The 26,723-nt window shown below is 74.4% G+C and carries 26 protein-coding genes; 16 read left to right on the forward strand and 10 right to left on the reverse strand.

Going from position 1 to position 26,723, the window contains the following annotated elements:
- From KIK05_RS38305 to KIK05_RS38325, 5 genes are all read right to left on the reverse strand, one after another.
- Nucleotides 1-1,155 (reverse strand): Glu/Leu/Phe/Val family dehydrogenase, encoded by a 1,155-nt coding sequence (locus KIK05_RS38305; RefSeq protein WP_214415767.1) that lies wholly within the window; start codon nt 1,153-1,155, stop codon nt 1-3.
- A 242-nt stretch (nt 1,156-1,397) separates the two neighbouring features.
- A complete protein-coding gene (locus KIK05_RS38310) occupies nt 1,398-2,330 on the reverse strand; it encodes a LysR family transcriptional regulator (protein WP_214415768.1) in 933 nt (310 codons plus the stop codon).
- A gap of 103 nt (nt 2,331-2,433) precedes the next feature.
- Nucleotides 2,434-3,603, reverse strand: coding sequence for a YbfB/YjiJ family MFS transporter (locus tag KIK05_RS38315; RefSeq protein WP_214415769.1), 1,170 nt, complete (start codon nt 3,601-3,603; stop codon nt 2,434-2,436).
- Nucleotides 3,600-4,430, reverse strand: coding sequence for an alpha/beta hydrolase family protein (locus KIK05_RS38320; protein WP_214415770.1), 831 nt, complete (start codon nt 4,428-4,430; stop codon nt 3,600-3,602). The genes KIK05_RS38315 and KIK05_RS38320 overlap by 4 nt, the downstream gene beginning before the upstream one ends.
- A 140-nt stretch (nt 4,431-4,570) precedes the next feature.
- Nucleotides 4,571-7,384, reverse strand: a complete 2,814-nt coding sequence (locus tag KIK05_RS38325) for an FAD-binding and (Fe-S)-binding domain-containing protein (RefSeq protein ID WP_250564126.1) — start codon at nt 7,382-7,384, stop codon at nt 4,571-4,573.
- Between the two features lie 103 nt (nt 7,385-7,487).
- On the opposite strand from KIK05_RS38325, the gene hglS reads away from it, so the two are divergent.
- Entirely contained in the window at nt 7,488-8,879 is a 1,392-nt protein-coding gene (hglS, locus tag KIK05_RS38330) for a 2-oxoadipate dioxygenase/decarboxylase (protein WP_214415772.1), read from the forward strand.
- On the opposite strand, the gene KIK05_RS38335 is transcribed toward hglS, so the two are convergent.
- Nucleotides 8,880-9,626, reverse strand: coding sequence for a GntR family transcriptional regulator (locus KIK05_RS38335; RefSeq protein WP_214415773.1), 747 nt, complete (start codon nt 9,624-9,626; stop codon nt 8,880-8,882).
- 65 nt (nt 9,627-9,691) lie between these two features.
- A complete protein-coding gene (locus tag KIK05_RS38340) occupies nt 9,692-10,123 on the reverse strand; it encodes an ester cyclase (RefSeq protein ID WP_214415774.1) in 432 nt (143 codons plus the stop codon).
- Nucleotides 10,124-10,285: 162 nt separating this feature from the next.
- Between KIK05_RS38340 and KIK05_RS38345 the strand changes: the two genes are divergently transcribed.
- From KIK05_RS38345 to mtnB, 8 genes are read left to right on the forward strand one after another with little or no spacing between them, the layout of a single operon-like run.
- Nucleotides 10,286-11,308, forward strand: coding sequence for a BMP family ABC transporter substrate-binding protein (locus KIK05_RS38345; protein ID WP_214415775.1), 1,023 nt, complete (start codon nt 10,286-10,288; stop codon nt 11,306-11,308).
- Between the two features lie 2 nt (nt 11,309-11,310).
- Nucleotides 11,311-12,828 carry an ABC transporter ATP-binding protein gene (locus tag KIK05_RS38350; protein WP_214415776.1) on the forward strand — a complete coding sequence of 506 codons (1,518 nt, stop codon included), beginning with the start codon at nt 11,311-11,313 and terminating at the stop codon, nt 12,826-12,828.
- Nucleotides 12,825-13,946 carry an ABC transporter permease gene (locus tag KIK05_RS38355; RefSeq protein ID WP_214415777.1) on the forward strand — a complete coding sequence of 374 codons (1,122 nt, stop codon included), beginning with the start codon at nt 12,825-12,827 and terminating at the stop codon, nt 13,944-13,946. Before KIK05_RS38350 ends, KIK05_RS38355 begins: the two co-directional genes overlap by 4 nt.
- The gene (locus KIK05_RS38360; protein WP_214415778.1) at nt 13,943-14,812 is read left to right on the forward strand and encodes an ABC transporter permease; all 870 of its coding nucleotides are present in this window, start codon (nt 13,943-13,945) and stop codon (nt 14,810-14,812) included. The genes KIK05_RS38355 and KIK05_RS38360 overlap by 4 nt, the downstream gene beginning before the upstream one ends.
- Nucleotides 14,809-15,873, forward strand: coding sequence for a translation initiation factor eIF-2B alpha/beta/delta subunit family protein (locus tag KIK05_RS38365; RefSeq protein WP_214415779.1), 1,065 nt, complete (start codon nt 14,809-14,811; stop codon nt 15,871-15,873). Before KIK05_RS38360 ends, KIK05_RS38365 begins: the two co-directional genes overlap by 4 nt.
- On the forward strand, nt 15,870-16,817 hold the full coding sequence (locus KIK05_RS38370; RefSeq protein WP_214415780.1) for a nucleoside hydrolase: 948 nt from the start codon (nt 15,870-15,872) through the stop codon (nt 16,815-16,817). The genes KIK05_RS38365 and KIK05_RS38370 overlap by 4 nt, the downstream gene beginning before the upstream one ends.
- A 40-nt stretch (nt 16,818-16,857) precedes the next feature.
- The gene (gene mtnC, locus KIK05_RS38375) at nt 16,858-17,520 is read left to right on the forward strand and encodes an acireductone synthase (RefSeq protein ID WP_214415781.1); all 663 of its coding nucleotides are present in this window, start codon (nt 16,858-16,860) and stop codon (nt 17,518-17,520) included.
- Between the two features lie 46 nt (nt 17,521-17,566).
- A complete protein-coding gene (gene mtnB, locus KIK05_RS38380; protein WP_214415782.1) occupies nt 17,567-18,196 on the forward strand; it encodes a methylthioribulose 1-phosphate dehydratase in 630 nt (209 codons plus the stop codon).
- A gap of 7 nt (nt 18,197-18,203) precedes the next feature.
- Here the strand turns inward: mtnB and KIK05_RS38385 are convergent, their stop codons facing one another.
- Nucleotides 18,204-18,455 (reverse strand): hypothetical protein, encoded by a 252-nt coding sequence (locus KIK05_RS38385; protein WP_214415783.1) that lies wholly within the window; start codon nt 18,453-18,455, stop codon nt 18,204-18,206.
- Nucleotides 18,456-18,666: 211 nt separating this feature from the next.
- Between KIK05_RS38385 and KIK05_RS38390 the strand changes: the two genes are divergently transcribed.
- Nucleotides 18,667-19,161, forward strand: a complete 495-nt coding sequence (locus KIK05_RS38390) for a universal stress protein (protein WP_214415784.1) — start codon at nt 18,667-18,669, stop codon at nt 19,159-19,161.
- Here KIK05_RS38390 and KIK05_RS38395 read toward each other — a convergent pair.
- Nucleotides 19,139-20,137 (reverse strand): helix-turn-helix transcriptional regulator, encoded by a 999-nt coding sequence (locus KIK05_RS38395; RefSeq protein WP_214415785.1) that lies wholly within the window; start codon nt 20,135-20,137, stop codon nt 19,139-19,141. The two genes, KIK05_RS38390 and KIK05_RS38395, sit on opposite strands and share 23 nt — an antisense overlap.
- A gap of 55 nt (nt 20,138-20,192) precedes the next feature.
- Here KIK05_RS38395 and KIK05_RS38400 point away from each other — a divergent pair, with 55 nt between their 5' ends.
- Together KIK05_RS38400 and KIK05_RS38405 are read left to right on the forward strand one after the other, a co-directional pair.
- On the forward strand, nt 20,193-20,945 hold the full coding sequence (locus tag KIK05_RS38400) for a DeoR/GlpR family DNA-binding transcription regulator (protein ID WP_284681549.1): 753 nt from the start codon (nt 20,193-20,195) through the stop codon (nt 20,943-20,945).
- Nucleotides 20,942-22,144: an MFS transporter gene (locus KIK05_RS38405; RefSeq protein ID WP_214415786.1), complete on the forward strand. Its 1,203-nt coding sequence runs from the start codon at nt 20,942-20,944 to the stop codon at nt 22,142-22,144. The genes KIK05_RS38400 and KIK05_RS38405 overlap by 4 nt, the downstream gene beginning before the upstream one ends.
- 21 nt (nt 22,145-22,165) lie before the next feature.
- Here the strand turns inward: KIK05_RS38405 and KIK05_RS38410 are convergent, their stop codons facing one another.
- Nucleotides 22,166-22,909, reverse strand: a complete 744-nt coding sequence (locus KIK05_RS38410; RefSeq protein WP_214415787.1) for a hypothetical protein — start codon at nt 22,907-22,909, stop codon at nt 22,166-22,168.
- A gap of 75 nt (nt 22,910-22,984) precedes the next feature.
- Here KIK05_RS38410 and KIK05_RS38415 point away from each other — a divergent pair, with 75 nt between their 5' ends.
- The 4 genes from KIK05_RS38415 to KIK05_RS38430 all read left to right on the forward strand — a co-directional run bounded on the left by KIK05_RS38415 (nt 22,985) and on the right by KIK05_RS38430 (nt 26,721).
- Complete coding sequence (locus tag KIK05_RS38415) at nt 22,985-24,013, forward strand: AAA family ATPase (protein WP_214415788.1); 1,029 nt, start codon at nt 22,985-22,987, stop codon at nt 24,011-24,013.
- Nucleotides 24,010-24,999, forward strand: coding sequence for a DUF58 domain-containing protein (locus KIK05_RS38420; RefSeq protein ID WP_214415789.1), 990 nt, complete (start codon nt 24,010-24,012; stop codon nt 24,997-24,999). Before KIK05_RS38415 ends, KIK05_RS38420 begins: the two co-directional genes overlap by 4 nt.
- Entirely contained in the window at nt 24,996-25,943 is a 948-nt protein-coding gene (locus tag KIK05_RS38425) for a VWA domain-containing protein (protein ID WP_214415790.1), read from the forward strand. The genes KIK05_RS38420 and KIK05_RS38425 overlap by 4 nt, the downstream gene beginning before the upstream one ends.
- Before the next feature lie 91 nt (nt 25,944-26,034).
- Nucleotides 26,035-26,721, forward strand: coding sequence for a class I SAM-dependent methyltransferase (locus KIK05_RS38430; protein WP_214415791.1), 687 nt, complete (start codon nt 26,035-26,037; stop codon nt 26,719-26,721).
- The last annotated feature ends 2 nt before the right edge of the window (nt 26,722-26,723 follow it).

Genomic DNA, 26,723 nt, shown 5'->3' on the forward strand with positions numbered 1-26,723 from the left:
TCAGACGAGCTCGGCCTCGGGCACGCGCCGGCGCAGGACCATCGCCTCGCGGACGCGGCCGCGGGCCAGCGCGTACGCCGCCTCGTGGGGGGTGATCTCCCGGCTGCGCGACTCCCGCAGCACGGCCGACGCGTTGGCCCGCAGCTTCGTCGAGATCATGGAGAAGACGTCGTCCGGCCGCACCTGGAAGGGCGAGTAGCGCGCGTCCATCGAGTGCGCGGCCGCCACGATGCCGCCGGCGTTGGCGATGAAGTCGGGCACCACCGCGACACCCCGCTTGTGCAGTATCTCGCGGGCCTCCGGCGAGGCCGGCAGGTTGGCCCCCTCGACGACCAGCCTGGCGGTGGTCAGCCCGGCCACGCGGGCGTCGATCACGTCCTCGCGGGCGGCGGGGACCAGGATGTCGGCGGTGACCGCGAGGGCGTGATCGGCGGGGTACGACCGGCCGTACTCGCGGACGCAGTCGTCGCCCAGCTCCGCGCTCAGGGCGAGGAGCCGGTCCACGTCGAGGCCGTCGGGGTCGTACGCGCAGCCCGCCACGGTGGAGGCGGCCACGACCACGGCGCCCAGCTCGGCGAGCCTGCGGACGGCGGCCCTGCCGACCGCGCCGAGGCCCTGGACGGCGACGCGGGCGCCGCGCAGCTCGAACCCGAGCTCGGCGGCCGCGGCGTCGGCCGCCTCCGCGACGCCGTACCCGGTGACGCCCAGTTCGTCGTAGGGGAAGCCGCCGAGCGCGCCGGGGAGGCCGACGGCGGCGCCGCGGTCGCCGAGTTCGTCGAGCAGGACGGCGGCGTCGTTCTCGGTCAGGCCCATGTCGAGGCCGAAGACGTACTCCTTGGGCACCTCGTTGGCCAGGGCGCGGGCGAAGGCGCGCAGGATCTCCTCCTTGTCCGGCGCCTTCGGGTCGGCCACGATGCCGGCCTTGGCGCCGCCGTGGAACAGGTCGACGGCGGCCCACTTCCAGGTCATGGTGCGCGCGAGCCGGGCGATCTGGCCGACGGTCACCGTCGGGCTCATCCGGGTGCCGCCCTTGCCCATCCCCCGGGAGGTGTTGTCGAGCACGAGGACACCGCGCATCCCGGTCCTGCGGTCGGACACGCAGACGACCTTCTCGGGTCCCCACTCGTCCATGAGTGCGAAGACGTCATCGCTCACGGCAGCGCTTCCACCTCTCGGGTCGTGGATCGGTGCGTCCAGCATCGGGGAGCGGGTGGAGGCGGAGGAAGCGGCCGAGCACGGCCATCTGTGGGCGTGGCCGAAGAAGTTCTTTCGCTTGACCAGCGGGTGCCCGGGCACGTCCGAGCCGAGGACGCCGAGCGGGACCTTGACCGCACGGAGCCGAGGACGCGGGGTGGGCCTCTTCACGGCGCGGAACCGAGGACGCGGGCAGGGCTCCCTCACTGTGCCGGACCGGAGATGCCGGGCAGGTCGCCCGCGAGCCGTCCCGCGGCCTGGCGCAGGGCGCCCAGCGCGCCGGTCAGCGCGGGGTTCCCGGTCTCCGGGCGGTACACCGCGGCGACGCGCCTGCGCGCCTGGACCCCGTCGAGCCGGGCCGCGACCACGCCCTCGCTGGGCAGGTGCGCGAGCGCCGGGACGAGCGCCACGCCGAGCCCGGACCGCACGAAGCCGCGGATGACGCCGTAGTCGTTGCTGCGGTAGTCGGTCTGGGGGTCGTATCCGGCCTGGGCGCACAGTCTGCGCAGGCAGGAGGCTCCGGCGGTGCCCTCCCTGGCCGCCACCCAGGTCTCGTGCTTGAGGTCGTCGAGCGCGACCGCCCCGGCGGTGGCCAGGGGATGCCGTCCGGGGAGCAGGAGCAGCAGTTCCTCCGACAGCAGCGCGATCTCCTCGAGGTCACGCGGCCAGGCGCGTGGCACCAGGTCGTAGCGGTAGACCAGGGCCACGTCGAGCTCGCCGGCGCGGACCTGCGGGATGAGCTCGTCGGGCTCGCCCTCGTCGAGGAGGATCTCCACCGACGGGTACGACTGCGCGTAGGAGGCCAAGGCGATCGGCAGGAGGCGCTGGCTCGCCGTGGGGAAGCTGCCCAGCCTGAGCCGGCCGATGCTGCCCTCGGACATGCCGCGGACGTCCTCCTCCAGGGCCTCCAGCGCGGACAGCACGTCGGCGGCCCGTGACACGAGGTACCTGGCCGCCGGGGTCGGCCGGATCGTGTGGGCGCCGCGCTCGAACAGCGGCGTCCTGACCGCCCGCTCCAGTGCCGCGATCTGCTGGGAGACCGCGGAACCGGTGTAGCCGAGCCGCCGGGCCGCGTCGGCGAACGACCCGGCGTCCAGCACGGCGGTCAGCGTCCGCAGGTGGACCGGGTTGAGCATAAGCAGAGCTGTCCTCACGTGCGGTGGACCGAAAGACCTTCATAGGCTCTCCCACCCGCCGGGCCGCTGACCACCCGCAATTCACATATTGGACAAATCGCCCCTACTGCCCGGCCGGCTCACCCGCACCCGCCCCCGCGGCGGCCCGGACGGGTGAACGGCCGGCGCTCGCGATCAGGGCCGCCGCGGCGCACAGGATCGCGGTCCAGGCCAGGGTGGCGTCGGCGGAGGTGTGGTCGGCGAGGAGCCCGGCGAGCCACGGCCCGGCGGTCTGACCGGCCGCGAACAGGACGGTGAAGGCCGCCAGCGTGGCCGTCCAGTCCGCGGGCGGCGTGTTCACCTTGATGAGCGCGGTGACGGCGGCGGGCACGCCCATGAACGTCGCCCCGTAGACGACCGCGGAGGCGAGGACGACGGGCGGCGCCGAGGACGCCAAGGCGAGTGCCGCTCCACCGGCGAGGAGGGCGAGCAGGGTGGCGAGGGTTCCGCCCGGCCGGCGGCTGATGGGACGGCTCCACAGGGCGGGCGCCGCCGCGACGGCCAGCCCCAGTACCGTCCAGGTGAGCGTCACCTGCGCGACCGGGGCGTGCCGGGCCGCCAGGTAGGCCGACAGGAAGGTGATGTAGGTGATGTAGCCGGCGGCGAACATCACGTAGACCAGGGCCGTGCGCCACAGCGGGCGCACCCGTGCCCGCCGCGGCGCCGCCGGAGCCTCATGGTCCTCGCCGGTGCGCGCGGCGGACCACCCGGCCAGCGCCGCCAGGCCGGCCGCGGCACTGAGACCGGCCCAGGCGAGCTGCCAGCGATCTCCCAGCGCCGGGACGGCCGCGCCGCTCACCACGATGCCCAGCCCGGTGCCGGCGAAGTAGACGACGATCGGCATGTCGGAGGACATGCCGGCGGCGAGGCGCGCCGCGATCACCCCGCCGGCGATGAACACCGACGCCCCCGCCACCCCGGCGGCGGCCCGCGCGGTCAGCTGCACCAGAAGGCCGCCCCCGGCCGCGGTGGCCGCCAGGGTCACCGCGGTGAGGACCATTCCCCAGCGGAAGGTCGCCGCGGTGCCGAGCCGGCGCTGGGCGACGGGCGTCACCAGCGCGCCGAGCAGGTAGCCGAGCCCGTTGGCGGCGCTCGTCATCCCGGCCTCGGTCAGGCTCCAGCCCAGGTCGTCGCGCATGGCCGGGATGAGCAGCCCGTAGGCGAACCGCGCGAGGCCCAGCGCCGAGGCGGTGCCCAGGGCCAGCCGCAGCGCCTGCCACCGCGTCGCCCTCATGGATGCCGCGCCAGGAAGCCCAGGATCGTCCGTGCCAGGGTCACGCGGTGGTCCGACAACGCGTGGTCGGTGGGGAAAACGTGGTGTTCGAGCTGCTCGACGGGCTGCGCCTGGTACGTGGCGACCAGCGGGTCGTGATGCACGTCGCAGGGGGTGACGGTGTCGAGGCCGGCGCCGACGAGGAGCACCGGGCGGTCCGCCAGAAGCGGCGCGAGCCGGGCCAGCCGCCACGAATCGCCGGCCGCCTCCATCTCGGCGACGAGCGCCTCCCCGCTGGTGCCGCGCAGAGGGCCCAGCTCACCGGCCCACGCCTCGACATAGGCCTCCCGGAGTCCCGGGTTGGCGCGGCAGAGCGCCGCCACCGTACCGAAGTCGAACCCGGTCACCGAGGCGACCGCGGCGATGGACGGATCCGCGGCCGCGGTCATCAGCGCGGCGAAGCCGCCGGTGCTGTGGCCGATCAACATCACCCGCCCCGGGTCGAGCCGGTGGGCGGCCGCGACGTCCGGGTCGCGCAGCCCGGCCACGACCGCGGCCGCGTCCTCGAGCACGTGGCCCCACGACCACGAACCGCCGACGCCCCACGAGCCGCGGTAGTGGAACACCAGCGACGCGTAGCCCGCGCGGCGCAGCACCTGCGCGAGATCGAAGTTGCGCTCGTTCCCCGGGAATCCGTGCAGGAGCACGACGACCGGATGCGGTCCCGGGCCGGCCGGCACGTGCAGCACCCCCAGCAGGGTCTCGCCGCCGCTGTGGAAGGTCACCGCGGGTGTGGTGGCCGGGAAGTCCGGGTCGCGCGGAAGGTCGTCGGAAAGGGGGTCGGCCATCCAGGGCTCCAAAGGTCGAACCGATCGGTACGGTGCCTGACGCTAGCACGTGATCGAACCGAGCGGTACCATCTGCTCCTCCTGATCCTCCTCGGGTGACCCCGGCTCAACGGCAGGGCTTCCCCGGGTGACCACCTCCCTCAACGGCCGGGCAGCCGGTCGGCGAGGAGCTGGGCCAGGTGGACGCCCCGGCGGGGGGACAGATCGGCGAGCTGCGTACGGCAGGAGAAGCCGTCGGCGAGGACGACGGTCTCCGCGTCCGCCTGCCGGATCGCGGGCAGCAGCTGGTGCTCGGCGACCGCCACCGACACCTCGTAGTGCCCCTTCTCGACCCCGAAGTTGCCGGCCAGCCCGCAGCACCCGCCGAGCCGCCGTACCTCGGCGCCCGCCTCCCGCAGCAGCCGGGCGTCCTGGTCCCAGCCCATGACGGCGTGGTGGTGGCAGTGCGGCTGCGCCACCGCCCGCAGGCCGTCGAGCGAGGGCGGACGCCAGCCGGGGGTGGCGGACAGCAGTTCGGCCAGGGTGCGGGTCGCCGCCGCCACCGGCGCGGCCCGCTCGCCCAGCAGCTCCAGCGCGTCCGAGCGCAGGACGGCCGTGCACGACGGCTCCATGCCCACGATCGGCACACCCGCCTCCGCGGCCTCGGCCAGCTCCCCGACCGTACGGCCCAGGACGGCCTTGGCCGTGTCGAGCTGGCCGGTGGAGATCCAGGTGAGCGCGCAGCACTGGCGGCGTCCGCCGATCTCGGGCCGGTACCCCGCGGCCTCCAGCACGGCCACGGTCGCCCGTCCGACCTCCGGGGCGAAGTGATCGGTGAAGGTGTCGACGAACAGCATCACCGGCCTGCCCTCCGCCGCCCGCGTGTCCCGGGTGCGCTCGAACCAGCGCCGGAACGTCTCGGGGGCGAACTCGGGCAGCGTGCGCCGCCGGTCCACCCCGGCGACCGCCAGCGCCGCTCGCCGCAGGCCCGGCACGCGCAGGACGGCGTTGACGGCGCGCGGCATCCGTCCGGCCAGGCGCGACCAGAACGGCAGCCGGCCCAGGGAGTAGTGGGACGCCGGGCGCAGCCGCCCGCGGTAGGACTGGTAGAGCATTTCGGACTTGTAGGCGGCCATGTCGATGCCGGTCGGGCAGTCCGAGGCGCAGCCCTTGCACGACAGGCACAGGTCGAGGGCCTCGTGGACCTCCGGCGAACGCCATCCGCCGGTCACCTCGGAGCCGTTGACCATCTCCTGCAGCACGCGGGCGCGGCCGCGCGTGGAGTCCTTCTCCTCCCTGGTGGCCAGGTAGGACGGGCACATCACCCCGCCGGTCGCGGTGGTGTCGGCGCGGCACTTGCCGACCCCGGTGCAGCGGTGGACGGCCCGGCCGAAGTCGCCGCCGTCGTGCCGGTAGGCCAGGGCGAGGTCACGGCGTACCGGCCGGGCGGCCGGGACGCGCAGGTCGGCGTCGAGCGGTCGGGGCCGGACCAGCACGCCCGGGTTGAGCACGTCACCGGGGTCGAAGATGGCCTTGACCTGGGCGAACAGGTCGATGACCTCGGCGGGGTACATCAGCGGCAGCAGCTCGCCGCGGGCCCGGCCGTCGCCGTGCTCGCCCGACAACGAGCCGCCGTACCCCGCCACCAGCGTGGCGGCGGCGACGAGGAAGGCGCGGAACGCCTCCTTCCCGCCCGGCCGGTCGAGCGGCACGTCGAGGCGGATGTGCAGGCAGCCGTCGCCGAAGTGCCCGTACGGCAGCCCCGTCAGGCCGTGCCCGGCCATCAGCGCCTCGAAGTCGCGCAGGTAGCGGCCCAGCATGGCGGGCGGCACCGCGGCGTCCTCCCAGCCGGCGTGGGCGGGCAGCCCGGCGGGACTGCGGCCGGACAGCCCCGCGCCGTCCTCCCTGATGCGCCACAGCGCCGCCGCCCGCGCCATGTCGGTGACGACCAGGGCGTCCTCGGAGCCGGCGGCCACCCGCCCGGCCCGGTCGAGCACCTCGGCCTCGTCGTCGCCCGCGACCTCGACGAACAGCCACGCGGCGCCGGGCGGCAGCGGCGGCACGGCCGACGGGCCGTGCCGCCGGCGCACGACGTCGACGATGCGCGCGTCGATGCCCTCGCAGGCCGTGGGCCGGTGCTCCAGCAGGGCGGGGGCGGCGTCCCCGGCGGCGGCGATGTCGTCGTACCCGAGGACCACCAGGACGCGGTGCGCCGGGTCGGTGACGAGCGTGACGGTCGCCTCGGTCAGGACGGCGAGGGTGCCCTCGCTGCCGGCCAGCAGGCGGGCCACGTCGAACCGCCGTTCCGGCAGCAGGTGCTCCAGCGCGTAGCCCGACACCTGCCGTCCGAACAGGCCGAAGCGGGTCCTGATCGTGGCGAGGTTGGCGTTGACCAGGTCGTGCAGCGCGGCCAGCTCGGGCGTCCGGCCGCCCAGCGGGGACGGCAGGTCGAGCGCGGCGCCGGTGCCGGTCACGGCCTTGAGGGCGGCGATGTTGTCGCAGGTGCGGCCGTAGCCGAGCGTCCGGGATCCGCAGGCGTTGTTGCCGATCATGCCGCCGATGGTGCAGCGGGTGTGGGTGGACGGGTCGGGGCCGAACCTGAGCCCGTACGGCGCCGCGGCCCGCTGCAGGTCGGCCTGGACGACGCCGGGCTGCACCACCGCGGTCCGGGCCTCCGGGTCGACGTGCAGCACCTGCCGCATGTGGCGGCTGAAGTCCAGCACGAGACCGGGGCCGACGGCGTTCCCGGCGACCGAGGTGCCGCCGCCGCGGGCGGTGAGGGGGACGCCGTGGCGGGCGCACAGCTCGATCGCGGTGGCCACGTCCTCGGCGGACCGGGGCCGGGCGACCAGCAGCGGCGGCACCCGGTAGAGCGAGGCGTCGGAGGAGTAGGCCGCCCGCGTGGTGGCGTCGTCCAGCACGTCGGTGACCCCGCGCCGGCGCAGTTCGGTCGCGAGGGAGGCTGCCGGGTTCATAAGTAGCATGTTACATGCGACCCCCTGGCGCTCAACCCCGACTTCTCCGTACTGTTGCATGTAACACGCTACTCAAGGCTCGGCGGGAAGAGGAGAAGGGAACATGGTCGACTCGACCGCACTGCGGGCGGCTTTCGCGCGGCGGCTGTCAGCGATGTACGGGACGGAGGTCCCCGCGTACACCACACTGGTCGAGGTCGCGCAGGACGTGAACCGCGAGGTGCTGGAGCGCGCCGGGGCCGACGCCGAACGGCTCGGCTCCATCGAGCGGGTCACCGCCGAGCGCCACGGCGCGATCCGCGTCGGCACACCGGCCGAGATGGCGCAGGTCGCCCGCGTCTTCGGCGCGATGGGCATGTACCCCGTCGGCTACTACGACCTGCGCGAGGCGGCCAGCAGCTCGGTACCGGTCGTCTCCACGGCCTTCCGCCCCGTCGAGGAGGCCGAACTGGCGGCCAACCCGTTCCGCGTCTTCACGTCCATGCTGGTCACGGGCGACCGGCGGTTCTTCGACGAGGACCTCGAACGCCGGCTGGAGGAGTTCCTCGGGGCGCGCCGGCTGTTCCCGCCGCGGCTGCTGGAGCTGGCCGGCCGGGCCGAGGCCGAGGGCGGCCTGGACGACCGGGCGGCCGAGGAGTTCCTCACCCTCGCCACGCGGGCGTTCGAGCTGTCCAGGGAGCCCGTCTCCCGCGGCTGGTACGCCGAGCTGGAGCGCGTCTCCTCGGTCGCCGCCGACATCGGCGGGGTGCCGAGCACGCACGTCAACCACCTGACCCCGCGCGTGCTCGACATCGACGCCCTCTACGAGCGCATGGCCGAGCGCGGCATCACGATGATCGACGCCATCCAGGGGCCGCCCCGCTGGGACGGCCCCGACCTGCTGCTGCGCCAGACCTCCTTCCGCGCGCTGGCCGAACCGCGGCTGTTCCGTGAGGACGACGGCCGCGTCGTCTCCGACGACCTTCGCGTGCGGTTCGGGGAGGTGGAGGCGCGGGGCATCGCCGTCACGCCGGCGGGCCGCGCGCTGTACGACGAGCTGACGGCCGAGCTGGAGGCGGCGCTCGCGGGGCGGCGCGTCACGGCGGAGGAGCGCAACGCCGTCGCGGCGAAACTGTGGGAGGGCCAGGTCCCGCGCACCGAGGCCGAACTGATCGGCGGCGACCTGGCCTACTTCACCTTCCACACCACCGGCGCCCGCCCCGGGTCCGCTCCCCCGGCCGATCTCTCCACCCTGCTGGCGGAGGGGTGGGTCACCGCGCGGCCCATCGTTTACGAGGACTTCCTGCCGCGCTCGGCCGCCGGGATCTTCCAGTCGAACCTGACCTCCGACGGCTCCAAGGACGTGACCAGGGCGGGCGCGGAGTTCGGCGCCGAGGCGCTGGCCGAGGTGCTCGGCCGGCCGCTGCACGACCCGTACGAGCTGTACGCCTCCACGCGGGCCGCGTCGCTGGCGCGGGTCCGCGAGGAACTGGGGCTCGCCCGGCTGGACTCCTGATCAGGCCTCGTCGACGATGGACGCCCACAGCGCGTCCACGTCGACCGGCTCCCCCTGCGCCCTGGCGGCCTGCCGGGCCAGGATGAGGCCGGTGTTGGTGAGGTGGGCGCGCATCGCCCGTACCGCTCCCCCGGGGTCGGCGGCGGCGACGGCCGCCACGATCGGCTCGTGCTCCTCGTGCACCTGCAGCAGGCTCCGGGACCGGTCGTCGGTGGACGTGCCGAGGATGCGCATCGTGTCGCGCAGGCCGCCGACGATCGCGCGGGCCCTGTCGTTGCCCGCCGCGGCGAGGATGTGATCGTGCAGGGCCTGGTCGAGGTGGAAGAACAGCGACTCGTCGCCCGCGGCGACCGCCGCCGCCATCTCGTCCATGGTCGCGCTCAGGAGGTCGCCGAGCTCGGCGGGCCCGCGCCCGGCTACCCGCCGGACGGCCGGGAGCTCCAGGGCCAGCCGCACCCCGAAGATCTCGACGATCTCCCTGGGATGCGGCAGCACGACACGGAACCCCCGGTTGCGCTCCACCTGCACCAGCCCCGCCTCGGCGAGCCGCAGCAGCGCCTCGCGCACCGGGCTCCTGGAGACGTTGAGCTGCTCGGCCACCTGGTAGACGGAGTAGAGCCGGCCCGGGACCATGGCCCCGGTGTGCACCGCGCGCCGCACCTCGGAGATCACCTGCTCGGCCAGCGACCGGCCCGCGTGCGGCAGCGGCTGCAGCTTGAGTTCGGCGTGCTCGCGGGTGGGTGGCATGCAGGCATGCTACCCATAGCGGACCGGCCGCGATCAGCACCGTCCGGGCCCCGCGCGGGGAGGCGTCAGCAGGGGGCGGGGGTGAGACGGAAGCCGAGCTGGCAGTACAGCTCGAGCTGGTCGTAGTAGTCACGGTCGGTGATGATGCGGCCGTCCTCGGTAGAGCACGCGCAGACGCCGCGGACCACGATGCGCCTGCCGGTCGGCTCGACCACCTCGCCGTCGGGCAGGAGGAACGGGCCGGTGTGGGTGCCGGTGAGCGTGTACTCCGTGACCGACGGATCCAGCCACTCGAACTTGTGCCATGGGGTGATCTTCAGATCCGGGAACGCCGTGAAGAGGTGCTCGAACTTCCAGGCGATCTGCTCATGCCCCTCGGCCACCCCGGCGGGGCTCACGTAGACCGCGTCCGGGCTGTAGCAGTCGAGCAGCCTGCCGAGATCATGCTCGTTCATCGCTGCGATGAAGGCGTCCTTCAGCTCCCGGGCATTGGGCATGGCCATCACCCTTTCTGACGCCTCCAAGCTACCTTTCGCGGTGCGCCCCCCAGAAGACCAGGTCATCGGCGGGATCACCCGGAGGCAGAGGCTCCGCGTCCCGGAGCATTCCCCCCTATTCAGGTTGTTCAGGTAGGAAAAGAGGCAATATGCTTCGGGACCATGCGCACCACCTGCAAGCCAGCCGTACTGGCCGCCGCCGCGCTCACGCTCGCCGCGTGCGGCGGCGGTGACCGGCAGCCGGCCGCCGCCCCCGGCACGTCCGTCATCCTCATCACCCCGAACCCGGTGGGGACCAACAGCTTCCTCCAGCTCAGCGTCAAGGGCGCCGAGGCCGCGGCGAAGGAGATCGGAGCCTCCTTCAAGCTCTACGAGAGCAAGGACCCCACGAGCATCGCCCAGAACCTCGACGCCGCCGTACGGGCGAAGCCGACGGTGATCGTGGGCGTGACGTTCTCGTTCGACGACCTGTTCGCCACGGTCCCCAAGCAGCACCCCGGGCAGCAGTTCCTGCAGGTGGACTCCTGCGCCAAGGTCCAGGCCGCCAACCTGACCTGTGTCTCCTTCAAGGAGCACGAGGCGGCGTACCTCGCCGGCGTCGAGGCCGGGTTGCTGTCCAGGAGCGGCAAGCTCGGCGTGGTCGCGGCGCTCGATTCGCCGTTCGTGCACCGGTGGATCGACCCGTTCTTCGCGGGCGCCAAGTCGGTCAGGCCATCCGTCACCGGCACCCCGTTGTACGTCGGCGGCAACAATCCCTTCAGCGACCCGGCGCGCGCCAAGTCCCAGGCGCAGTCGCTCACCGGACAGGGCGCCGACATCGTCGCCGCGGCGGCCTCCGGCGGCAACCAGGGGGTCTTCGAGGCCACCGCGGCCGCGGGCGCCAAGTCCTTCGGCGTGGACGTCAACCAGTGCGCGCAGAGCCCGGGGGCGATCGTCGACAACGTCCTCAAGCACGTCGACGTGGCCGAGGCCTCCGCCATCAAGGACATCGCCGCCGGCAGGGCGGGCGGCGTCAAGGTGTACGGGCTGAAGGAGGGCGGCGTCGGGGTGAACGCGCTCGGCGACGACCTGGGCTCCTCGGGCTGCACCGTCGCCTCCAGCCCCGAAGTGGTGGCCAAGGTCAAGCAGGTCCGCGACGACATCGTGGCGGGGACCGTCACGGTGACCGACCCGCTGGCGGGCTAGGCATGCCGGCTGTCGAGCTGGTGGGCGTCACCAAGCGCTTCGGCCCCGTCCTCGCCAACGACGGTGTGGACCTGGCGGTGGAGCGGGGCGAGGTGCACGCCGTCGTCGGGGAGAACGGCGCGGGCAAGTCCACGCTGATGTCCATCCTGTACGGCCTGCACCGCCCCGACGCCGGGCACGTGCTGCGGGACGGCGTACGGGTCCGGCTGCGCTCCCCCGCCGACGCGATCGCGCTGGGGCTCGGCATGGTCCACCAGCGCCTGCGGCTGTTCCCCGGACTGACGGTGACCGAGAACGTGGTGATCGGCGCGGAGCCCGTCCGGCGCGGCGTGCTCGACCGCCAGGCCGCCCGTCGTTCCGTGGCCGAGCTGGCCGGCCGGTACGGGCTGGAGGTGGACCCCGCGGCCCGCGTCGGCGAGCTGCCGGTGGGGGTGCGGCAGCGCGTGGAGATCCTCAAGGCGCTTCACCGGCGGGCCGAGGTGCTCATCCTGGACGAGCCGACCGCCGTCCTCACCCCCGGCGAGGCCACGCGCCTGTTCGGCATGCTGCGCGGGCTCACGGCGGCCGGGGTGTCGGTCGTGCTCGTGACGCACAAACTGGGCGAGGTGCTCGCGGCGAGCGACCGCGTGACCGTGCTGCGCGGCGGACGGGTGACGGGCCGCTTCGTGACGGCCGCCACGTCGGCGGACGACCTGGTCCGGGCCATGATCGGCCGCTCGCTCCGGGCGAGGGGCGCTTCCCTCGCCGTGCCGGGCCGCACCGCGTCGCCCTCGCCCTCCGCTCCGGCGGGCGCGGCGCCCGCGCCGTACGCGCTGGAGGTCCGGGACCTGGGCGTCCACGACCGGGACGGGGTGGCGCGGGTCGCCGGGGTGTCCTTCGGCGTGCGGCCCGGGGAGATCGTCGGCATCGCCGGAGTCGCCGGGAGCGGGCAGCGTGAGCTGGTCGACGCCGTGACCGGGCTCCGCCGCCCGGACGCCGGCGTGGTGCTGCTGGACGGACGGCCGGCGGCGGGCGGCCGCGAGGAACGCGTCGCCTACGTGCCGGAGGACCGGGCGGGCCGGGCGACCGCGCCGGAGATGTCGCTGGCCGACAACCTGCTCATGGGCGAGCAGCGCGCGTTCCTCCTGAACGCCGACCTGGTCCGGCGGCGGGCCGCCGAACTGGTCGGGCGGTTCGCCATCCGGGCCGCCTCGGTGCGGACGCCGATCTCCCGGCTGTCGGGCGGCAACGCGCAGAAGGCGGTGCTGGCCAGAGAGCTGTCCAGGGACACGCCGGTGCTGGTGGTGGAGGAGCCGACGCAGGGCGTCGACGTCGGAGCCCAGGAGCGGATCCACGCGCTGCTCGCCGGGGCCCGCGACGCCGGGCGCGCCGTGCTGCTGCAGTCCAGCGAGCTGTCGGAGCTGCGCGCCCTGGCCGACCGGGTGCTGGTGATGTTCGAGGGCCGCCTGGTCGCCGAACTCCCCGTGGCCGAGGCCACCGACGAGCGGCTGGGCGCGGCCATGACGGGAGCCGCGGCGTGACCGGCGTCCGAGACGGAGGGGAGGTCACCACGGCAGGTCGACCGGCCACGGCCGCCCAGGTGGGCGCGGCCCGGCGGGTCGCCTCAGCCGGGCGGGTGCTCACCGCCCTGCGGCGTGGTGCGCTCTCCCCCGCCGCGCTGTCGGTCGCCGGGGCGCTGGGGCTGACCACGCTGGTCATGGTGGCGGCCGGGATCGACCCCTCGGCGGCCTATCCCGCGCTCGTACGCGGGGCCCTCCTGGACGGCAACCTCGAATACACGCTCGCCGCGTTCGTCCCCACGCTCGGCATGGCGGTGGCGTTCGCGATACCGCTGCGGGCGGGCGAGTTCAACCTGGGCGGCGACGGCCAGCTCTCGCTCGGCGGCATCGTCGCGGCGGCGCTGGCGCTGCACGCCGGCGGCTCGTTCGTGCTGCCGCTGGCCGAGGCGGCCCTGGCCGGGGCGCTGCTCGCGGGGCTGTCGGCACCGCTGCGCACCAGGCTCGGCATCCCGGCGATCATCAGCACGCTGCTGCTCGGCGCCCCGGCGGTGTCACTCGCCTCCTACCTGGCACGGTTCCCGCTCGCCGAGCGTGCCACCGGCCTGGCGCAGACGCCGCTCCTGCCGGACGCCGCACACCTGCCCGCGCTCGGCGACAGCGGCTACGTGACGATCGCCCTGCCGCTGATGGTGGCGCTGGCCGCGCTGTGGCTGTACGGCGACGCGCGCACCGTACCCGGCTACGAGATCCGCGCGCTGGGCGCCAACCGGGAGTTCGCCCGGTACGGCGGCGTCAAGGTCGACCGGGTGGCGGCCATGGCCTTGGCCGGAGGAGGCGCCTTCGCCGGGCTGGTCGGCGGCCTGATCGTGCTCGGCCCGCCGTACCGGTTCGTGGACGGCGCGCTGACCGCGCCCGGATACACCTTCACCGCGATCGCCGCCGTCCTGCTCGCCGCCGGACGCCCGCCGGCGATCCCGGCCGCCGTCGCCCTGCTGACGATCCTGCAGGCCGGCGGGCCGGGCATGGAACGCGAGGCGGGCGTGCCGAGCCAGCTCACCCAGATCGTGCAGGGCCTGATCATCGTGATCGTCGCGGTCACCGCCGTCGTGCGGGGCCGCCTCGCGGGGAGGCGCGCGTGAACGTCTTCCTCGCCGCGGTGCTCACCGCGACCGCGCCCGTCGTGCTCGCCGCGCTGGGCGGGCTGCTCGGCTCGCTGTCCGGCGTCTTCAACATGGCCCTGGAGGGCCAGTTGCTGTGGGGCGCGTTCACCGCCGTCGTGTTCAGCCACCTCACCGGGAGCGCCTGGTGGGGCGTGGCCGGCGCGGTGGCCGCCACCACCCTGTACGCCCTGCTCCTGTCGGTGCCCGCCGTGACGTTCCGCGCCGACCCCGTCGTGGTCGCGGTCGGGACGAACCTGCTCGCCCTGGGGCTGACGGCGTTCCTCATGCGGCGGGTGTTCGGCAGCGGCGGCACCTACAGCTCGCCGGACCTCGCCGGGCTGCCCACGCTGGCCGGGCTCGGCCTGGACGTCCCCGTGCTCGGGCCGCAGTCGCCACTGGTCCCGGCCACGTTCCTGCTGGTGGGCGGGGTGGCCTGGTGGCTGCGGCGCACCAGGTCCGGGCTGCGGCTGCGCGGCGTCGGGCAGCACCCGGAGGCGGCCGAGTCGATCGGGCTGCCCGTCTCCGCCTACCGGCACACGGTGTTGCTCGGCGCCGGGGCGCTGTGCGGGCTCGGCGGGGCGCAGCTCGCGCTCGGCAACGTGACGCTGTTCAGCGAGGGGATGAGCGCGGGCCGCGGCTGGGTGGCCGTGGTGGCGGTGATGCTCGCCGGGGCCCGGCCGTCGCTGATGCTCGGCGCCTGCCTGCTGTTCGGAGCCGCCGAGGCACTGGGCTTCCGGCTGCAGGGGCTCGGGCTGCCGCAGCAGGCGGCCGACGCGGCGCCGTACCTGATCACGCTGCTCGCCCTGGTCCTGGTGGCGGCGGCCCGGCGGAAGGAGACGGCATGAACGGCCCGCTGCTGGCCGATTCGGTGCGTTTGACGCGGGACGCGGTGGAGATCCTCGACCGCCGCGTCTACCCGTTCGAGGTGCGCTGGGTGCGCTGCGCGACCAGCGAGGACGTGGCGGTCGCCGTCGAACGGATGGTGACGCAGAGCTCGGGGCCGCTGTTCGCGGCCACGGCGGGCCTGGTGCTCGGCGCCCGCGAGGCCCGCCGCGACGCCCCCGAGGCGGCCGCGGAGCGGCTGCGGGCGGTGGGCGCCCGGCTGGTCGCCACCCGGCCGACCAACAACCACATCCGCGACGCCGTCCACGCCGTCCTGTCCGCCACCGTCGGCACGAACGGCGGCTCGCCGGACCGCGACGACGCCGCGGGACCGGCCGGAGAACATGGCAGCGGAAGGCTCGCCGGGGACGAGCTGGTGGCGGCGGTCACCGCGGCGGCGCGGGCGCACGACGAGGCGTACCGGGCCCGCAGCGCGGCGCTCGGCGCGCACGCCGCCTCGCTCCTGGCCGACGGCACGCGGGTGCTGACCCACTGCTGGGCCGACGCGTTCCTGATCGCGACCGTGCGCGCGGCGCGGGCGGCGGGCAAGCGCCTGGAGTTCGTCTGCACCGAGACCCGCCCCTACCTGCAAGGGGCACGGCTGACCGCCGCGACGCTGGTCGAGATGGGCTATCGGCCGACGCTCATCACCGACGGCATGGTGGCCGCCGCGCTGGCCGGCGGGCTGGCCGACGTCGCGCTCACCGCCGCCGACCGCGTCACGCTCGACGGGCACGTGGTGAACAAGGTCGGCACGCTCGGCGTCGCGCTGGCCGCGCAGGCGTCCGGCGTGCCCTTCTACGCGCTGATCGACGCCCCCGATCCGCTCGCCCCGACGGCCGCCGACGTGGTGATCGAACGGCGGGACGGCGACGAGGTGCTGCACGTGCTCGGCCACCGGACCGCCGCCGACGGCGTGACCGGCTACTACCCCGCCTTCGACGTGACCCCGCCCCACCTGGTGACGCGCATCGTCACCAGGTGGGGTGTCTACCCGCCCGACCGAGTCAAGGAGAGTCTGTGAGACGTGTCGTGGTCGACACCGACACGGGGATCGACGACGCCCACACCCTGCTGTACCTGGCAGGCCGGGACGACGCCGAGATCGTCGCGATCACCTCTGTGTACGGCAACTGCACCGAGGAGGACGCCACCCGCAACATCGGATACGTCAGCCGGGTGCTCGGCCTGGAGGTCCCCGTGGCCCGGGGCGCCGACGCGCCGCTGCGCGGCGCCGCCCACATCGCCGGGTACGTCCACGGCAAGGACGGCCTGGGCGACCTCGGCCGCGACCGGCCGTTGCCCCGGGTGACCGCCGAGTCCGGCCCCGAGCTGCTGGTACGGCTGGCGCACGAGGCGCCCGGCGAGCTGGACCTGCTGGCACTCGGCCCGCTCACCAACCTGGCCCTCGCCCTGCGCCTGGATCCGGAACTGTTCACGAAGTACCGGTCAGTGGTCATCATGGGCGGCTCGGGGCCGTACGCCGAGCCCGGCACCCTGCTGATGATCGACGCCAACGTCAACAACGACCCGGAGGCGGCGCGGGCGGTCTTCGCCGCTCCCCGCGGCGAGCTGGTGATGGTCGGCGTGAACGTGACGGCCGGCACCATCCTGGACGAACGGGCCATCGGCGCGCTGCGCGCCTCGGGGAGTGTCCGGGCGAGGCTCGCCACCGACATCCTGGAGGCCTACCTCGACTTCTACCAGAACGAGTGGGGGCGGCGGATCATCCCGCTGCACGACCCGCTCGCGGCCGGGATCCTGCTCGACCCGACGTTCGCCACCGCCCACGTGGACGGCCCGGTCAACGTGCGCGGCGACGGCTTCCTGTACCGGGCCCGCCTGATGCGCACGCACGACGGCCTGCCACCGGTCTTCCCGTACGAACCCGCCCCCGCCACCAAGGTGATCACCGCGGTGGACGCGCCCAGGTTCGTCGCCGACTTCGTCGAGGTGCTGACCAGATGACGACCGTGCCCGTCACCGCCCCCGGGGAGGCGGTCACCCCATGACCACGATCGTGCTCGACATCGAGGGGACGACCAGCTCGACCGAGTCGGTGCACGTCGGCCTGTACGCCTACGCCCGGCCCCGGCTCGGCCCGTACCTCGACGCCCATCGCGACGACCCGGAGGTGCGCGCCGCCCTGGAGGAGATCGGCGCGACGACGACCGGACAGGCCGCCGAGGTGCTGCGCGGCTGGATGGACGGCGACGTGAAGGCCACGCCACTGAAGACGCTGCAGGGCCGCATCTGGGCGGAGGGCTTCGCGGCCGGCGAGCTCACCTCGCACTTCTTCCCGGACGTGCCTCCCGCGCTGCGCGCCTGGCACGCGGCCGGGCGGCGGCTCGCCGTGTTCTCCTCCGGCTCGGTCGCGAGCCAGCGGCCATGGTTCCGGCACAGCGCGTACGGCGACCTGTCCGCGCTGGTCGGCCACTGGTTCGACACGGTCAACGCCGGGCCGAAACGGGAGCCCGCCTCCTACGCGCGGATCGCCGAGACGCTCGGCGACCCCGCCGGGCTGCTGTTCCTGTCGGACGTCCCGGCCGAACTGGACGCCGCGGCGGCGGCCGGCTGGCGTACCACCGGCGTCCGCAGACCGGGAGAACCGAACGGCGACGTCTCCTTCGGCCCGCACCCCGTCGTCACGTCCTTCGAGGAGATCCCGTGACCGAGCGAACCACCACCACGCGAACCGGAACCACCAGGGAGATCGCATGACCGTCCACACCGAGGTGACCGCCGAGCGGGTCCTCGCGGCGGGGGCCCGGCTGGCGGTCGAGGCCGCCCGCTTCACCGGCATCGGGTGGATGCGCGGCACCTCCGGGAACATCTCGGAGGTCGTGTCCCGTGATCCACTGCGCCTGGCCGTCACCGCCAGCGGGCTGGACAAGGGTGAGCTGACCGCGACCGACGTGGCGGTGGTCGGCGGGCGGGGCGAGCCGGTGGCCGTCGAAGGGATCGTGCCTTCGCGGCCCTCGGCCGAGGCCGGGCTGCACGCCCGCGTCGCGGCCCTGACCGGCGCGGACGCGGTGGTGCACGTCCACGCTCTCAACGCCGTCATCGCCGGGCATCACTGGCCGGCCGGGGTACGGCTGCGCGACGTCGAGACGCTCAAGGGCATCGGCCGCCTCGCCCACGACGACGAGGTGACGATCCCGGTGATCGCCAACAGCCAGGACATGGACGAGCTGGGCGACCGCTTCGAGGCGGCCCGCGACCCGCGCACCCCGGCGGTCATCGTCGCCGGCCACGGCCTCTACGCGTGGGGCACCGACCTGAAGAACGCCCGCCACGTCACCGAATGCGTCGAATGGCTCCTCGCCTACGCCCTGGCCACGACCTGACCGGCTCTCAGTCGGTGAGCGCGGCGGCGACGAGCGCCTTGATGTACGGGAGGTCATCGCCGGTCCCCGTCGGGTTCAGGGAGTACACCACGCGGTGCCGGAGGTCGCGGGTGGCGAAGATCCCGTTGTCCCAGCCGGGGCGGGAACCGGTCTTGCCCCAGGCGTACTCGCCGTTCGGGAGCCGGCTGCGCAGGAGTCCGCCGATGCTGTAGCAGGCCGCCTGGCCGACGCAGTTCGCGTTGCCGGGGGCGCTCGGCACGTTCGGCACCTTGAACGCCCACGAATGCGAGGAGATACATTGCCGCATCCTCACCAAGCCGTCACGCCTCCGGCAACCCGTTTTCTTCTACGCTTTCCGCACATGGCCGATCACCAAGAGTGAAAGAAATGTGACATTTAGTGGTAGTTTTCCGGGGATTTTGGCGGGACGTCACTAGGGGTGGGCGATGCTCGATGGGGAGGAGGTTCCCGTGACGCACAACACGACCCGGCCCCGCATCGTCGTGGGCGTGAGCCACTCCCCCACCGCCGTCGCCGCGCTGCGCTGGGCGCTCCGGGAGGCCCGGCTGCGGGACGCGATGATCGAACCCGTGCACGCCTGGCAGTGGTCCGGCCAGCACCGCGCCTCGTACGCGCCGATGGGCACCTGGCGCTCGCACGAGGAGGAGTACGAGGAGGCGAGGCGGCAGACCCGCCGGATCGTCGCCGCCGTCGCCCCCTCGCTGGAGCCCGTGGTGACGCACGGACCGCCCGCCCAGGTGCTGCTCCACCACTGCGAGGACGCCGAGATGCTCGTGCTCGGCGTTCGGGGATCCGAGCGCGGGACGCCCGTCGCCGCCTCGCCCGTACTCGTCGCCTGCGTCGCCGGCGCCCGCTGCCCCGTGGTGGCCGTCTCCCCGCACGCAGCGCCGGCCGGGGAGACACGGCCCTACGACGTGTCGCTCAGCGCGGCACCGGCCGGCTAGCGGGGGCGCCGTACATCGCCGCCAGGTCCGCGACCGTGGAGGCCATCAGCTCCCGCAGTTCGGGCGGCCCGGCGACCTCCACCATCGTGCCCATGCGCAGCAGTGTCCAGACGGCGTGCCGGACCGACTCCACGGGCAGCCGCAGCAGCACCCGCCCGTCCTCGCCGGGCGGCCCCGCCTCGGCCAGGGCCTGGTTCACCGGGCGCGCTCCGGCGGTGTAGCGCAGCAGGTCCTCGGCGCCGGGCTCCATCCAGATCGTGGCCTCGGCGCTGTACATCCGGTCGGCGAAGTCGGCGGCGTAGGCCTGCCAGAACTCCCCGAGGTCGAACCCCTCGGGACGGGCGAAGCGGTCGGGCAGCACCTCGGCCGAGACGATGCGCGAGACCCGGTAGGTGCGGGGCTCCCCTCCGGAGGGGGCCGCCACCAGGTACCACGAGCCGCCCTTGAGCACCAGGCCGTACGGGCGGACCTGGCGCACGACCTCGGTGGGGCCCCAGCGCCGGTACACCATGCGCACCTCGCGCCCGTCCCAGACGGCGTCGGCCACCTCGCCGAGGAACGGGACGTCGTCGGAGTCGCGGTACCAGCCGGGCACGTCCAGCAGGAACCGCTCGCGCATGCGTGAGGCGCGCGAGCGCGGCTCGGGGGGCAGGGCGGCGAGCAGTTTGAGCTCCGCGGCGGCCGCCACCTCGGCGAGGCCGAGCTCGGCCGCCGGGCCGGGCAGCCCGGCCAGGAACAGCGACGACGCCTCCTCCGCCGTCAGGCCGTTCAGCCGTGTCCGGTAGCCGTCGAGCAGCTGGTAGCCGCCCGCGGGACCCCGGTCGGCGTACACCGGCACGCCCGCCGAGGACAGCGCCTCGACGTCGCGGTAGACGGTGCGGACCGACACCTCCAGCTCCTCCGACAGCTCGGCGGCCGTCATCCGGCCCCGGGTCTGGAGGAGCAGGAGCAAGGAGAGCAGCCGGCTCGCGCGCATGTCCTCTAGTCTCCCTGATTTGCCAAACTAACACCAAAGATGTTCATATGAACGCATGGATCGATTGCGGGCAATCATGGACGCCCTGATGACCTCCGACAGCGTGTCCGTCGCCGAGCTCGCCGCCAAGCACGGCGTCTCCGAGATGACCATCCGCCGCGACCTCGACGAACTCGCCCAGCAGGGCGTGGCCCGCAGGATCCGGGGCGGCGCCCAGAGCCTGCTGCTGCGCGGCGAGGAGCCGCCGTTCGGTGTGCGCGAGCACGAGGCGCCCGACGAGAAGGCCCGCATCGCCGCCGAGATCGCGAACCTGGTCGCCGACGGGGAGGCCGTGGTGATCGACGGCGGCACCACGGCGACCGCCGTCGCCCGCGCCCTGCACGACCGTCGGCTCACCGTCATGCCGCTGTCGCTCCAGGCGATCCAGGCCCTCAGCGGCGCCCCCCGGCTGCGGCTGATCCTGCCCGGCGGGGAGGTCCGCCACGGCGAGCTGAACATCACCGGCCCGCTCGCGGTGAACACGATCGCCGGCCTGCGGTTCGACACCGCCGTCATCGGCTGCTGCGGCCTGTCGGCCGAGCACGGCATGACCGCCCACGACCTCGAGGACGTCGCCGTCAAGCAGGCCGCGATCGCCTCGGCCCGCCGCGTCGTCGTCGCCGCCGACTCCTCCAAGTTCCGCCAGACCGCCTTCGCCGCGGTCTGCCCCGCCTCGCGCATCGACGTGCTCGTCACCGACGCCGGCATCCCCAAAGACCAGCACGACGCGCTGACCGCCGCCGGCGTCACCGTCCGGATCGCCTCATGACGACCCTCCCGGCGCGGGCCGCCCCGCCGCGCGCGGCCCGCTTCGCGGTGTCGGTGATGTTCGCGATCCCCGGCATCGCGATCGGGGTCTGGACCTCCCGCATCCCCACCCTGAAGGAACAGCTCGCGCTCGGCGACGGGCAGCTCAGCCTCGCCCTGCTCGGCATCGCGGCGGGCGCGCTGGCCGGCATGCAGGTCGTCGGCCGCCTGGTCGACCGGTACGGCAGCGGCCGGGTGACCGTCCCCCTGGCCTTCGCCCAGGCCGCCGTGCTGCTCCTGCCGGCCGCCATGCCGAACCTGGCCGCCCTCGCCGCCGCACTGGTGGTGTTCGGCGTCGTCCACGGCATGCTCGACGTGTCCATGAACGCCGACGCCGTCGAGGTCGAGCGGGCCTACGGACGCCCGCTGATGTCGTCCTTCCACGCGGTGTTCAGCCTCGGCGGGTTCTTCGGCTCGGCGACGGGCGGCCTGTTCGCCCACGCCGGCCTGGCGCCGTGGCCGACCTTCGCCGCGGCCGCCGCGCTGCTGGCGGTGCTCGCGGGCGTCGCCTCCCCCAAGCTGCCCCGAAGCGGGCCGCACCAGGAGGAGGAGACCGAGGAGGCCTCCGGCGGGGGCGGACGGGTCCGGGGAGTGCTGTTCCTCGGCGTCCTGGGCTTCTGCTGCATGATCGGCGAGGGCGCCTCGGCCGACTGGGGGTCGGTGTACCTGCGCGAGGACCTGGCCAGCTCGGCCGGGTTCGCCGCCGCCGCGTACGCCGCCTTCTCGATCATGATGACGGCCGGGCGGCTCGCCGGCGACCGGCTGGCGGCGCGGCTCGGGCCGGTGCTCCTGGTGCGCTGCTGCGGCACACTGGCCGGAGCCGGACTGATCACGGCCCTGCTGGTGGGGCACCCGGTGGCGGGGGTGATCGGCTTCGGCTGCTTCGGCGCGGGCCTGTCGTGCATCGTCCCCCAGGTGTTCTCGGCCGCCGGGAACCGCGACCCCGCACGGGCCGGTCAGGCGCTCGCCCGGGTGGCCAGCCTCGGCTACCTCGGCTTCCTCACCGGGCCCGTCCTGATCGGCGCGGTGTCCGAGGCGCTCGGCCTGCCGCGCGCCCTGGCCATCCCCGCGCTGCTGGCGCTGTTCGTGGCGCTGGCCGCCCCCGCCGTACGCGCGACGCCGGCCCGGACGGCGGCGGCCCGGGAGCGGGCGGGCCGGTAACCGTCACGCCAAGGGCGCGCGTCAGAGCGGCCCGCCCGAGCGGTCGTCACCCGGCGGCGCGCTCGGCGAGGCCGGGCCGCTCGGCGAAGGCGAAGGCTTCAACGTGTCGTCCTGGGAGGGCTGCGGCGGCGGCGTGGGCTCGAAGTTCGTCGCCGGGAGCGGGGCCGAAGGCGGCGGCGGGTCCTCGTCCGGGCCGAACAGCAGCCAGGAGATCGCCGCCGTCAGCGTCAGCAGCACCACCAGCGCCGTCAGGGCCATCGTCACCGCCCGCCGGGTCTCGGTCGGCGGAGGCGCGGGCGGCGGCGGGAGCGGCACCGCCGGATCGCGGTCGCCCAGCCAGTACGGCACGAAGTCGGGCCCGTGGGCCTCGCCGATCAACGTGCCCGTCACCAGCACCGACTCCAGGAACCAGCCCGCCCCCGGCCCGCCCGGGACGTACGGCACCGCGACCCACGGCGCGGGCCCGTCGTCCAGCGCGATCACCTGCGGCGCGGCGTTCGGCCCCCGGGTGCGGGCACGGGCGATCAGCCCGCGCACGCCGCCCCGCGCCGGCGCCGCCTGGCGGACCGCCGCCAGGAACCGCTCGCGCGCCGCGGCGTCCATGGCCGCGCCGTGGGTCAGCAGCGCGATCGACACCGCCCGGCCGTCGCCCTCCTGCGCCAGGTAGACGAACCCGGTGGGCAGCGTCTGGAGCCGCGCCTGGACGACATAGGCCCCGAGACGGGGCGGGTCGCCGTACTGGAGCGGAGTGGCCACGGTTGCCATGAAAGCACACCACGACACCCGGCTCACCGCGACGGTACCGTGCACCTTTGCGCGCCGTTTGATGGAATGGGCCGCATGACGGTTGCCGAAGAGCGCAGTGACGGGCCCGGGCCGGACGAGGGGGCCGACGCGGACCTCCGCCTGCTCCAGCAGGCCCTCGCCGAGGTACGGCGGGTCATCGTCGGCCAGGACCACATGATCGAACGGCTGCTCGTGGCGCTGCTGGCCCGCGGTCACTGCCTTCTCGAAGGAGTGCCGGGCGTCGCCAAGACCCTGGCGGCCTCCACGCTGGCCACCGTCGTGGGCGGCACGTTCGCCCGCATCCAGTTCACCCCCGACCTGGTGCCGAGTGACATCGTCGGCACCCGCGTCTACCACCCGTCCAGCGAGAGCTTCGACGTCGAGCTGGGCCCGGTGTTCGTCAACTTCCTGCTGGCCGACGAGGTCAACCGGGCCCCGGCCAAGGTGCAGTCGGCCCTGCTGGAGGTCATGGCCGAGCGGCAGGTCAGCCTGGCCGGCCGCACCCACCCGCTGCCCCGGCCGTTCGTCGTGCTCGCCACGCAGAACCCCGTCGAGTCCGAAGGGGTGTATCCCCTGCCCGAGGTGCAGCGCGACCGGTTCCTGTTCAAGGTGCGCGTCGGCCACCCCACCGCGACCGAGGAGCTGGAGATCCTGCACCGCATGAGCGTCTCGCCGCCGCTGCCCGGCCGGGTGCTCGACCCGGCGCGGCTGCTGGCGCTGCAGAAGCTGGCCGACCAGGTCTCGGTGCACCAGCTGGTCGCCGACTACGTCGTGCGGCTGGTCATGGCCACCCGCTCCCCCGCCGAGTACGGCCTGCGCGACCTGGAGGAGGCCATCGAGATCGGCGTCAGCCCCCGCGCGACCCTTGGCCTGGTCGCCGCCGGGCGGGCGCTCGCGCTGCTGCGCGGGCGCGACTACCTCCTGCCCGACGACGTGCGCGACGTCGCCCTGGACGTCATGGGCCACCGCATCATGCTCACCTTCGACGCCCTGGCCGACGGCGTCGACCCCGACGACGTCGTCCGCCAGATCCTCGCCACCGTGCCGCCCCCGCTCGTCGTGTGGAACCAGGCGCAGCGATGACGTCCGCGCGGGGGGCACAGGGCGGCGCGGGGGCCCGTGAGGCCGGCCCCGAGCACGCCCTGCGGCGGCTGGAGCTGACCGTGATGCGGCGCCTCGACGGGCTGCTGCACGGCCGGCACGAGGGCCTGGTGCCGGGCGCGGGCAGCGAGCTCGGCGACAGCAGGGTGTACGTCCCCGGTGAGGACGACGTGCGCCGCATGGACTGGCCGGTCACCGCCCGCACCACCGTCCCCCACGTCCGCGACCTGATCGCCGACCGGGAGCTGGAGACGTGGGTGCTGGCCGACCTGTCGCCCAGCATGGACTTCGGCACCGCCGACATGGAGAAACGCGACCTGGTCGTCGCGGCCGTCGGCGCCGTGGGGTTCCTGTCCAGCCGCATCGGCGACCGCATCGGCGCCTACGTCGTCCACGGCGACCGCCTCCACCGCATGCCCGCCCGCACCGGACGCCCGGCCCTGTACGCACTGTTGCAGACCCTCGTCGACGCCCCGCGCGGCATGCCGGCGTCCGGGGGCACCCGCCTGGGCGAGGCGATCGACCTGCTGGGCGCGGCCCGCCGCAAGAGGGGGCTGCGCGTGGTCGTCTCCGACTTCCTCGACCTCGGCGAGGGTGGCGACCCCGGCGCCGAACGCGAATGGGAGCGTCCCCTGCGCCGCCTCGCCGCCCGCCACCAGGTGCTCGCCGTGGAGGTAATCGACCCGCGCGAGCTGGAGCTGCCCGACGTCGGGCTGGTCGTCCTCACCGACCCCGAGACCGGGCACACCCGCGAGGTCCACCTGTCCCCCCGCGTCCGCCGCGCCTACGCCGAGGCGGCCGCCGCGCAGCGCGAGGCGACCCGGGTGGCGCTGCGCCGCTGCGGCGCCGGCCATCTGGTGCTGCGCACCGACCGCGACTGGGTGTACGACATCGCCCAGTACACGCTCAGGCACCGGCGCACCGCCCACCTCGCCGGGCGGCACCCCACCAGGAGGGCAGGCGCGTGATCTTTCTGGCTCCGGGCTGGCTGTGGCTGTTCGCGGCGCTCGCCCTGCTGGTCGGGGCGTACGTCGCCACGCAGTTCGCCCGCCGCAGGTACGCCGTCCGGTTCACCAACCTGGCGCTGCTCTCCCTGGTGGCCCCCGAACGGCCGGGCTGGCGGCGCCACCTGCCCGCCGCGCTGTTCCTGCTCATGATGACCCTGCTGGTGCTCGGCGCGGCGCGTCCCGCCGACGCCACCCGCGTGCCCAGGGACCGGGCCACGATCATGATCGCCGTCGACATCTCGCTGTCGATGGAGTCCACCGACGTCGCCCCCACCCGGCTGGTCGCCGCCCAGCAGGCGGCGCAGCAGTTCGTCAGGGACCTGCCGGAGCGGTTCAACGTGGGCCTGGTCTCCTTCGCGCGCACCGCCGCCGTGGTGATCTCGCCGACCACCGACCATCTGGCCGTGATCACGGCGATCGGCAACCTCACCCCCCGGCCGGGGACGGCGATCGGGGAGGCGGTGTTCAACTCCCTGGACGCGGTGCGCTCGTTCGACCAGCGCGCGGTGACCGACCCGCCGCCGTCCGCGATCGTGCTGCTGTCCGACGGCGACAACACCTCCGGCCGTTCGGTCCCCGAGGCCGTCCAGGCGGCGGTGAGCGCTCACGTGCCGGTCTCCACCATCGCCTACGGCACCCCCGACGGTACGGTCGACATCGACGGCCGGGCCGTGCAGGTGCCGGTGAACAAGCAGACGCTTCGGTCGCTGGCCGAGGGCACCAGCGGGCGGGCCTACACCGCCGAGTCGGGGGCCGAGCTGCGCGACGTGTACAGCCAGATCGGCAGCTCGCTGGGGTACCGCGTCGTGCACCAGGAGATCGGCCACTGGTTCACTGTCGCCGGCGTCGTCGTCGGGCTGCTGGTGGGCGCCAGCGCCATGCTGCTGGGATCGCGCCTGCCCTGACACCGGAGCACGGCCGTCCGCGAGGCGCCGACCTGCTGTTACGCGGTGCCCGATCACGAGCACGCCCCGGCGGTTGGTAACGTCTCTGCACGTGACGTCCAAGGGGGCACATTACTTCGAGGAGCGGCCCGGCGCGGCCGCCCGGCCGGGCACGGTCGACGTCGTCCTGCCCGACCTGCACCTGCGCCTCGCCACCGACAGCGGCGTCTTCTCCCCTGGCCGGCTCGACCCGGGCACCCGGGTGCTCCTGGAGACCGTGCCGCCCCCTCCCCAGGAGGGCGACCTGCTCGACCTCGGCTGCGGGTACGGCCCGATCGCGCTGACGATGGCCTCCCGGGCGCCGGAGGCCACGGTGTGGGCGGTGGACGTCAACCGCCGTTCGGTGGAGCTGTGCGAGCGGAACGCCCGGACCGCCGGCCTTTACAAAGTAAGATCGATGCACGTGGACGACGTCCCCGCCGACGTGCGGTTCTCGGCGATCTGGTCCAACCCGGCCATCCGCATCGGCAAGCCCGCGCTGCACGCCATGCTGACCCGCTGGCTCGACCGGCTCACCCCCGACGGCACCGCCTACCTGGTGGTGCAGAAGCACCTGGGGTCCGACTCCCTGCAGCGCTGGCTGGGCGAGCAGGGCTGGGAGACCGGCCGCGTGGCCTCCCGGTCGGCCTACCGCGTGCTCCGCGTCGCCGCCCGCCCCGGCGGCGCGGCGGGATCTCCGGGCGGCACCACCACGAACGACCCGGCCGGCCGGACCGCCGCCGACGACGAGGAGCGATGAGC

This window comes from Sphaerisporangium fuscum (genome assembly GCF_018531465.1).
In the GTDB taxonomy this organism is placed as follows: Bacteria; Actinomycetota; Actinomycetes; order Streptosporangiales; family Streptosporangiaceae; genus Sphaerisporangium; species Sphaerisporangium fuscum.

Excerpts from the sequence above, each read along its gene's own strand:
- KIK05_RS38310 (WP_214415768.1), bottom strand. The coding sequence starts at position 2,330 with ATGCTCAACCCGGTCCACCTGCGGACGCTGACCGCCGTGCTGGACGCC.
- KIK05_RS38315 (WP_214415769.1), bottom strand. The coding sequence starts at position 3,603 with ATGAGGGCGACGCGGTGGCAGGCGCTGCGGCTGGCCCTGGGCACCGCC.
- KIK05_RS38320 (WP_214415770.1), bottom strand. The coding sequence starts at position 4,430 with ATGGCCGACCCCCTTTCCGACGACCTTCCGCGCGACCCGGACTTCCCG.
- KIK05_RS38325 (WP_250564126.1), bottom strand. The coding sequence starts at position 7,384 with ATGAACCCGGCAGCCTCCCTCGCGACCGAACTGCGCCGGCGCGGGGTC.
- hglS (WP_214415772.1), top strand. The coding sequence starts at position 7,488 with ATGGTCGACTCGACCGCACTGCGGGCGGCTTTCGCGCGGCGGCTGTCA.
- KIK05_RS38335 (WP_214415773.1), bottom strand. The coding sequence starts at position 9,626 with ATGCCACCCACCCGCGAGCACGCCGAACTCAAGCTGCAGCCGCTGCCG.
- KIK05_RS38340 (WP_214415774.1), bottom strand. The coding sequence starts at position 10,123 with ATGCCCAATGCCCGGGAGCTGAAGGACGCCTTCATCGCAGCGATGAAC.
- KIK05_RS38345 (WP_214415775.1), top strand. The coding sequence starts at position 10,286 with ATGCGCACCACCTGCAAGCCAGCCGTACTGGCCGCCGCCGCGCTCACG.
- KIK05_RS38350 (WP_214415776.1), top strand. The coding sequence starts at position 11,311 with ATGCCGGCTGTCGAGCTGGTGGGCGTCACCAAGCGCTTCGGCCCCGTC.
- KIK05_RS38365 (WP_214415779.1), top strand. The coding sequence starts at position 14,809 with ATGAACGGCCCGCTGCTGGCCGATTCGGTGCGTTTGACGCGGGACGCG.
- mtnC (WP_214415781.1), top strand. The coding sequence starts at position 16,858 with ATGACCACGATCGTGCTCGACATCGAGGGGACGACCAGCTCGACCGAG.
- mtnB (WP_214415782.1), top strand. The coding sequence starts at position 17,567 with ATGACCGTCCACACCGAGGTGACCGCCGAGCGGGTCCTCGCGGCGGGG.
- KIK05_RS38395 (WP_214415785.1), bottom strand. The coding sequence starts at position 20,137 with ATGCGCGCGAGCCGGCTGCTCTCCTTGCTCCTGCTCCTCCAGACCCGG.
- KIK05_RS38400 (WP_284681549.1), top strand. The coding sequence starts at position 20,193 with ATGGATCGATTGCGGGCAATCATGGACGCCCTGATGACCTCCGACAGC.
- KIK05_RS38405 (WP_214415786.1), top strand. The coding sequence starts at position 20,942 with ATGACGACCCTCCCGGCGCGGGCCGCCCCGCCGCGCGCGGCCCGCTTC.
- KIK05_RS38410 (WP_214415787.1), bottom strand. The coding sequence starts at position 22,909 with ATGGCAACCGTGGCCACTCCGCTCCAGTACGGCGACCCGCCCCGTCTC.
- KIK05_RS38415 (WP_214415788.1), top strand. The coding sequence starts at position 22,985 with ATGACGGTTGCCGAAGAGCGCAGTGACGGGCCCGGGCCGGACGAGGGG.
- KIK05_RS38420 (WP_214415789.1), top strand. The coding sequence starts at position 24,010 with ATGACGTCCGCGCGGGGGGCACAGGGCGGCGCGGGGGCCCGTGAGGCC.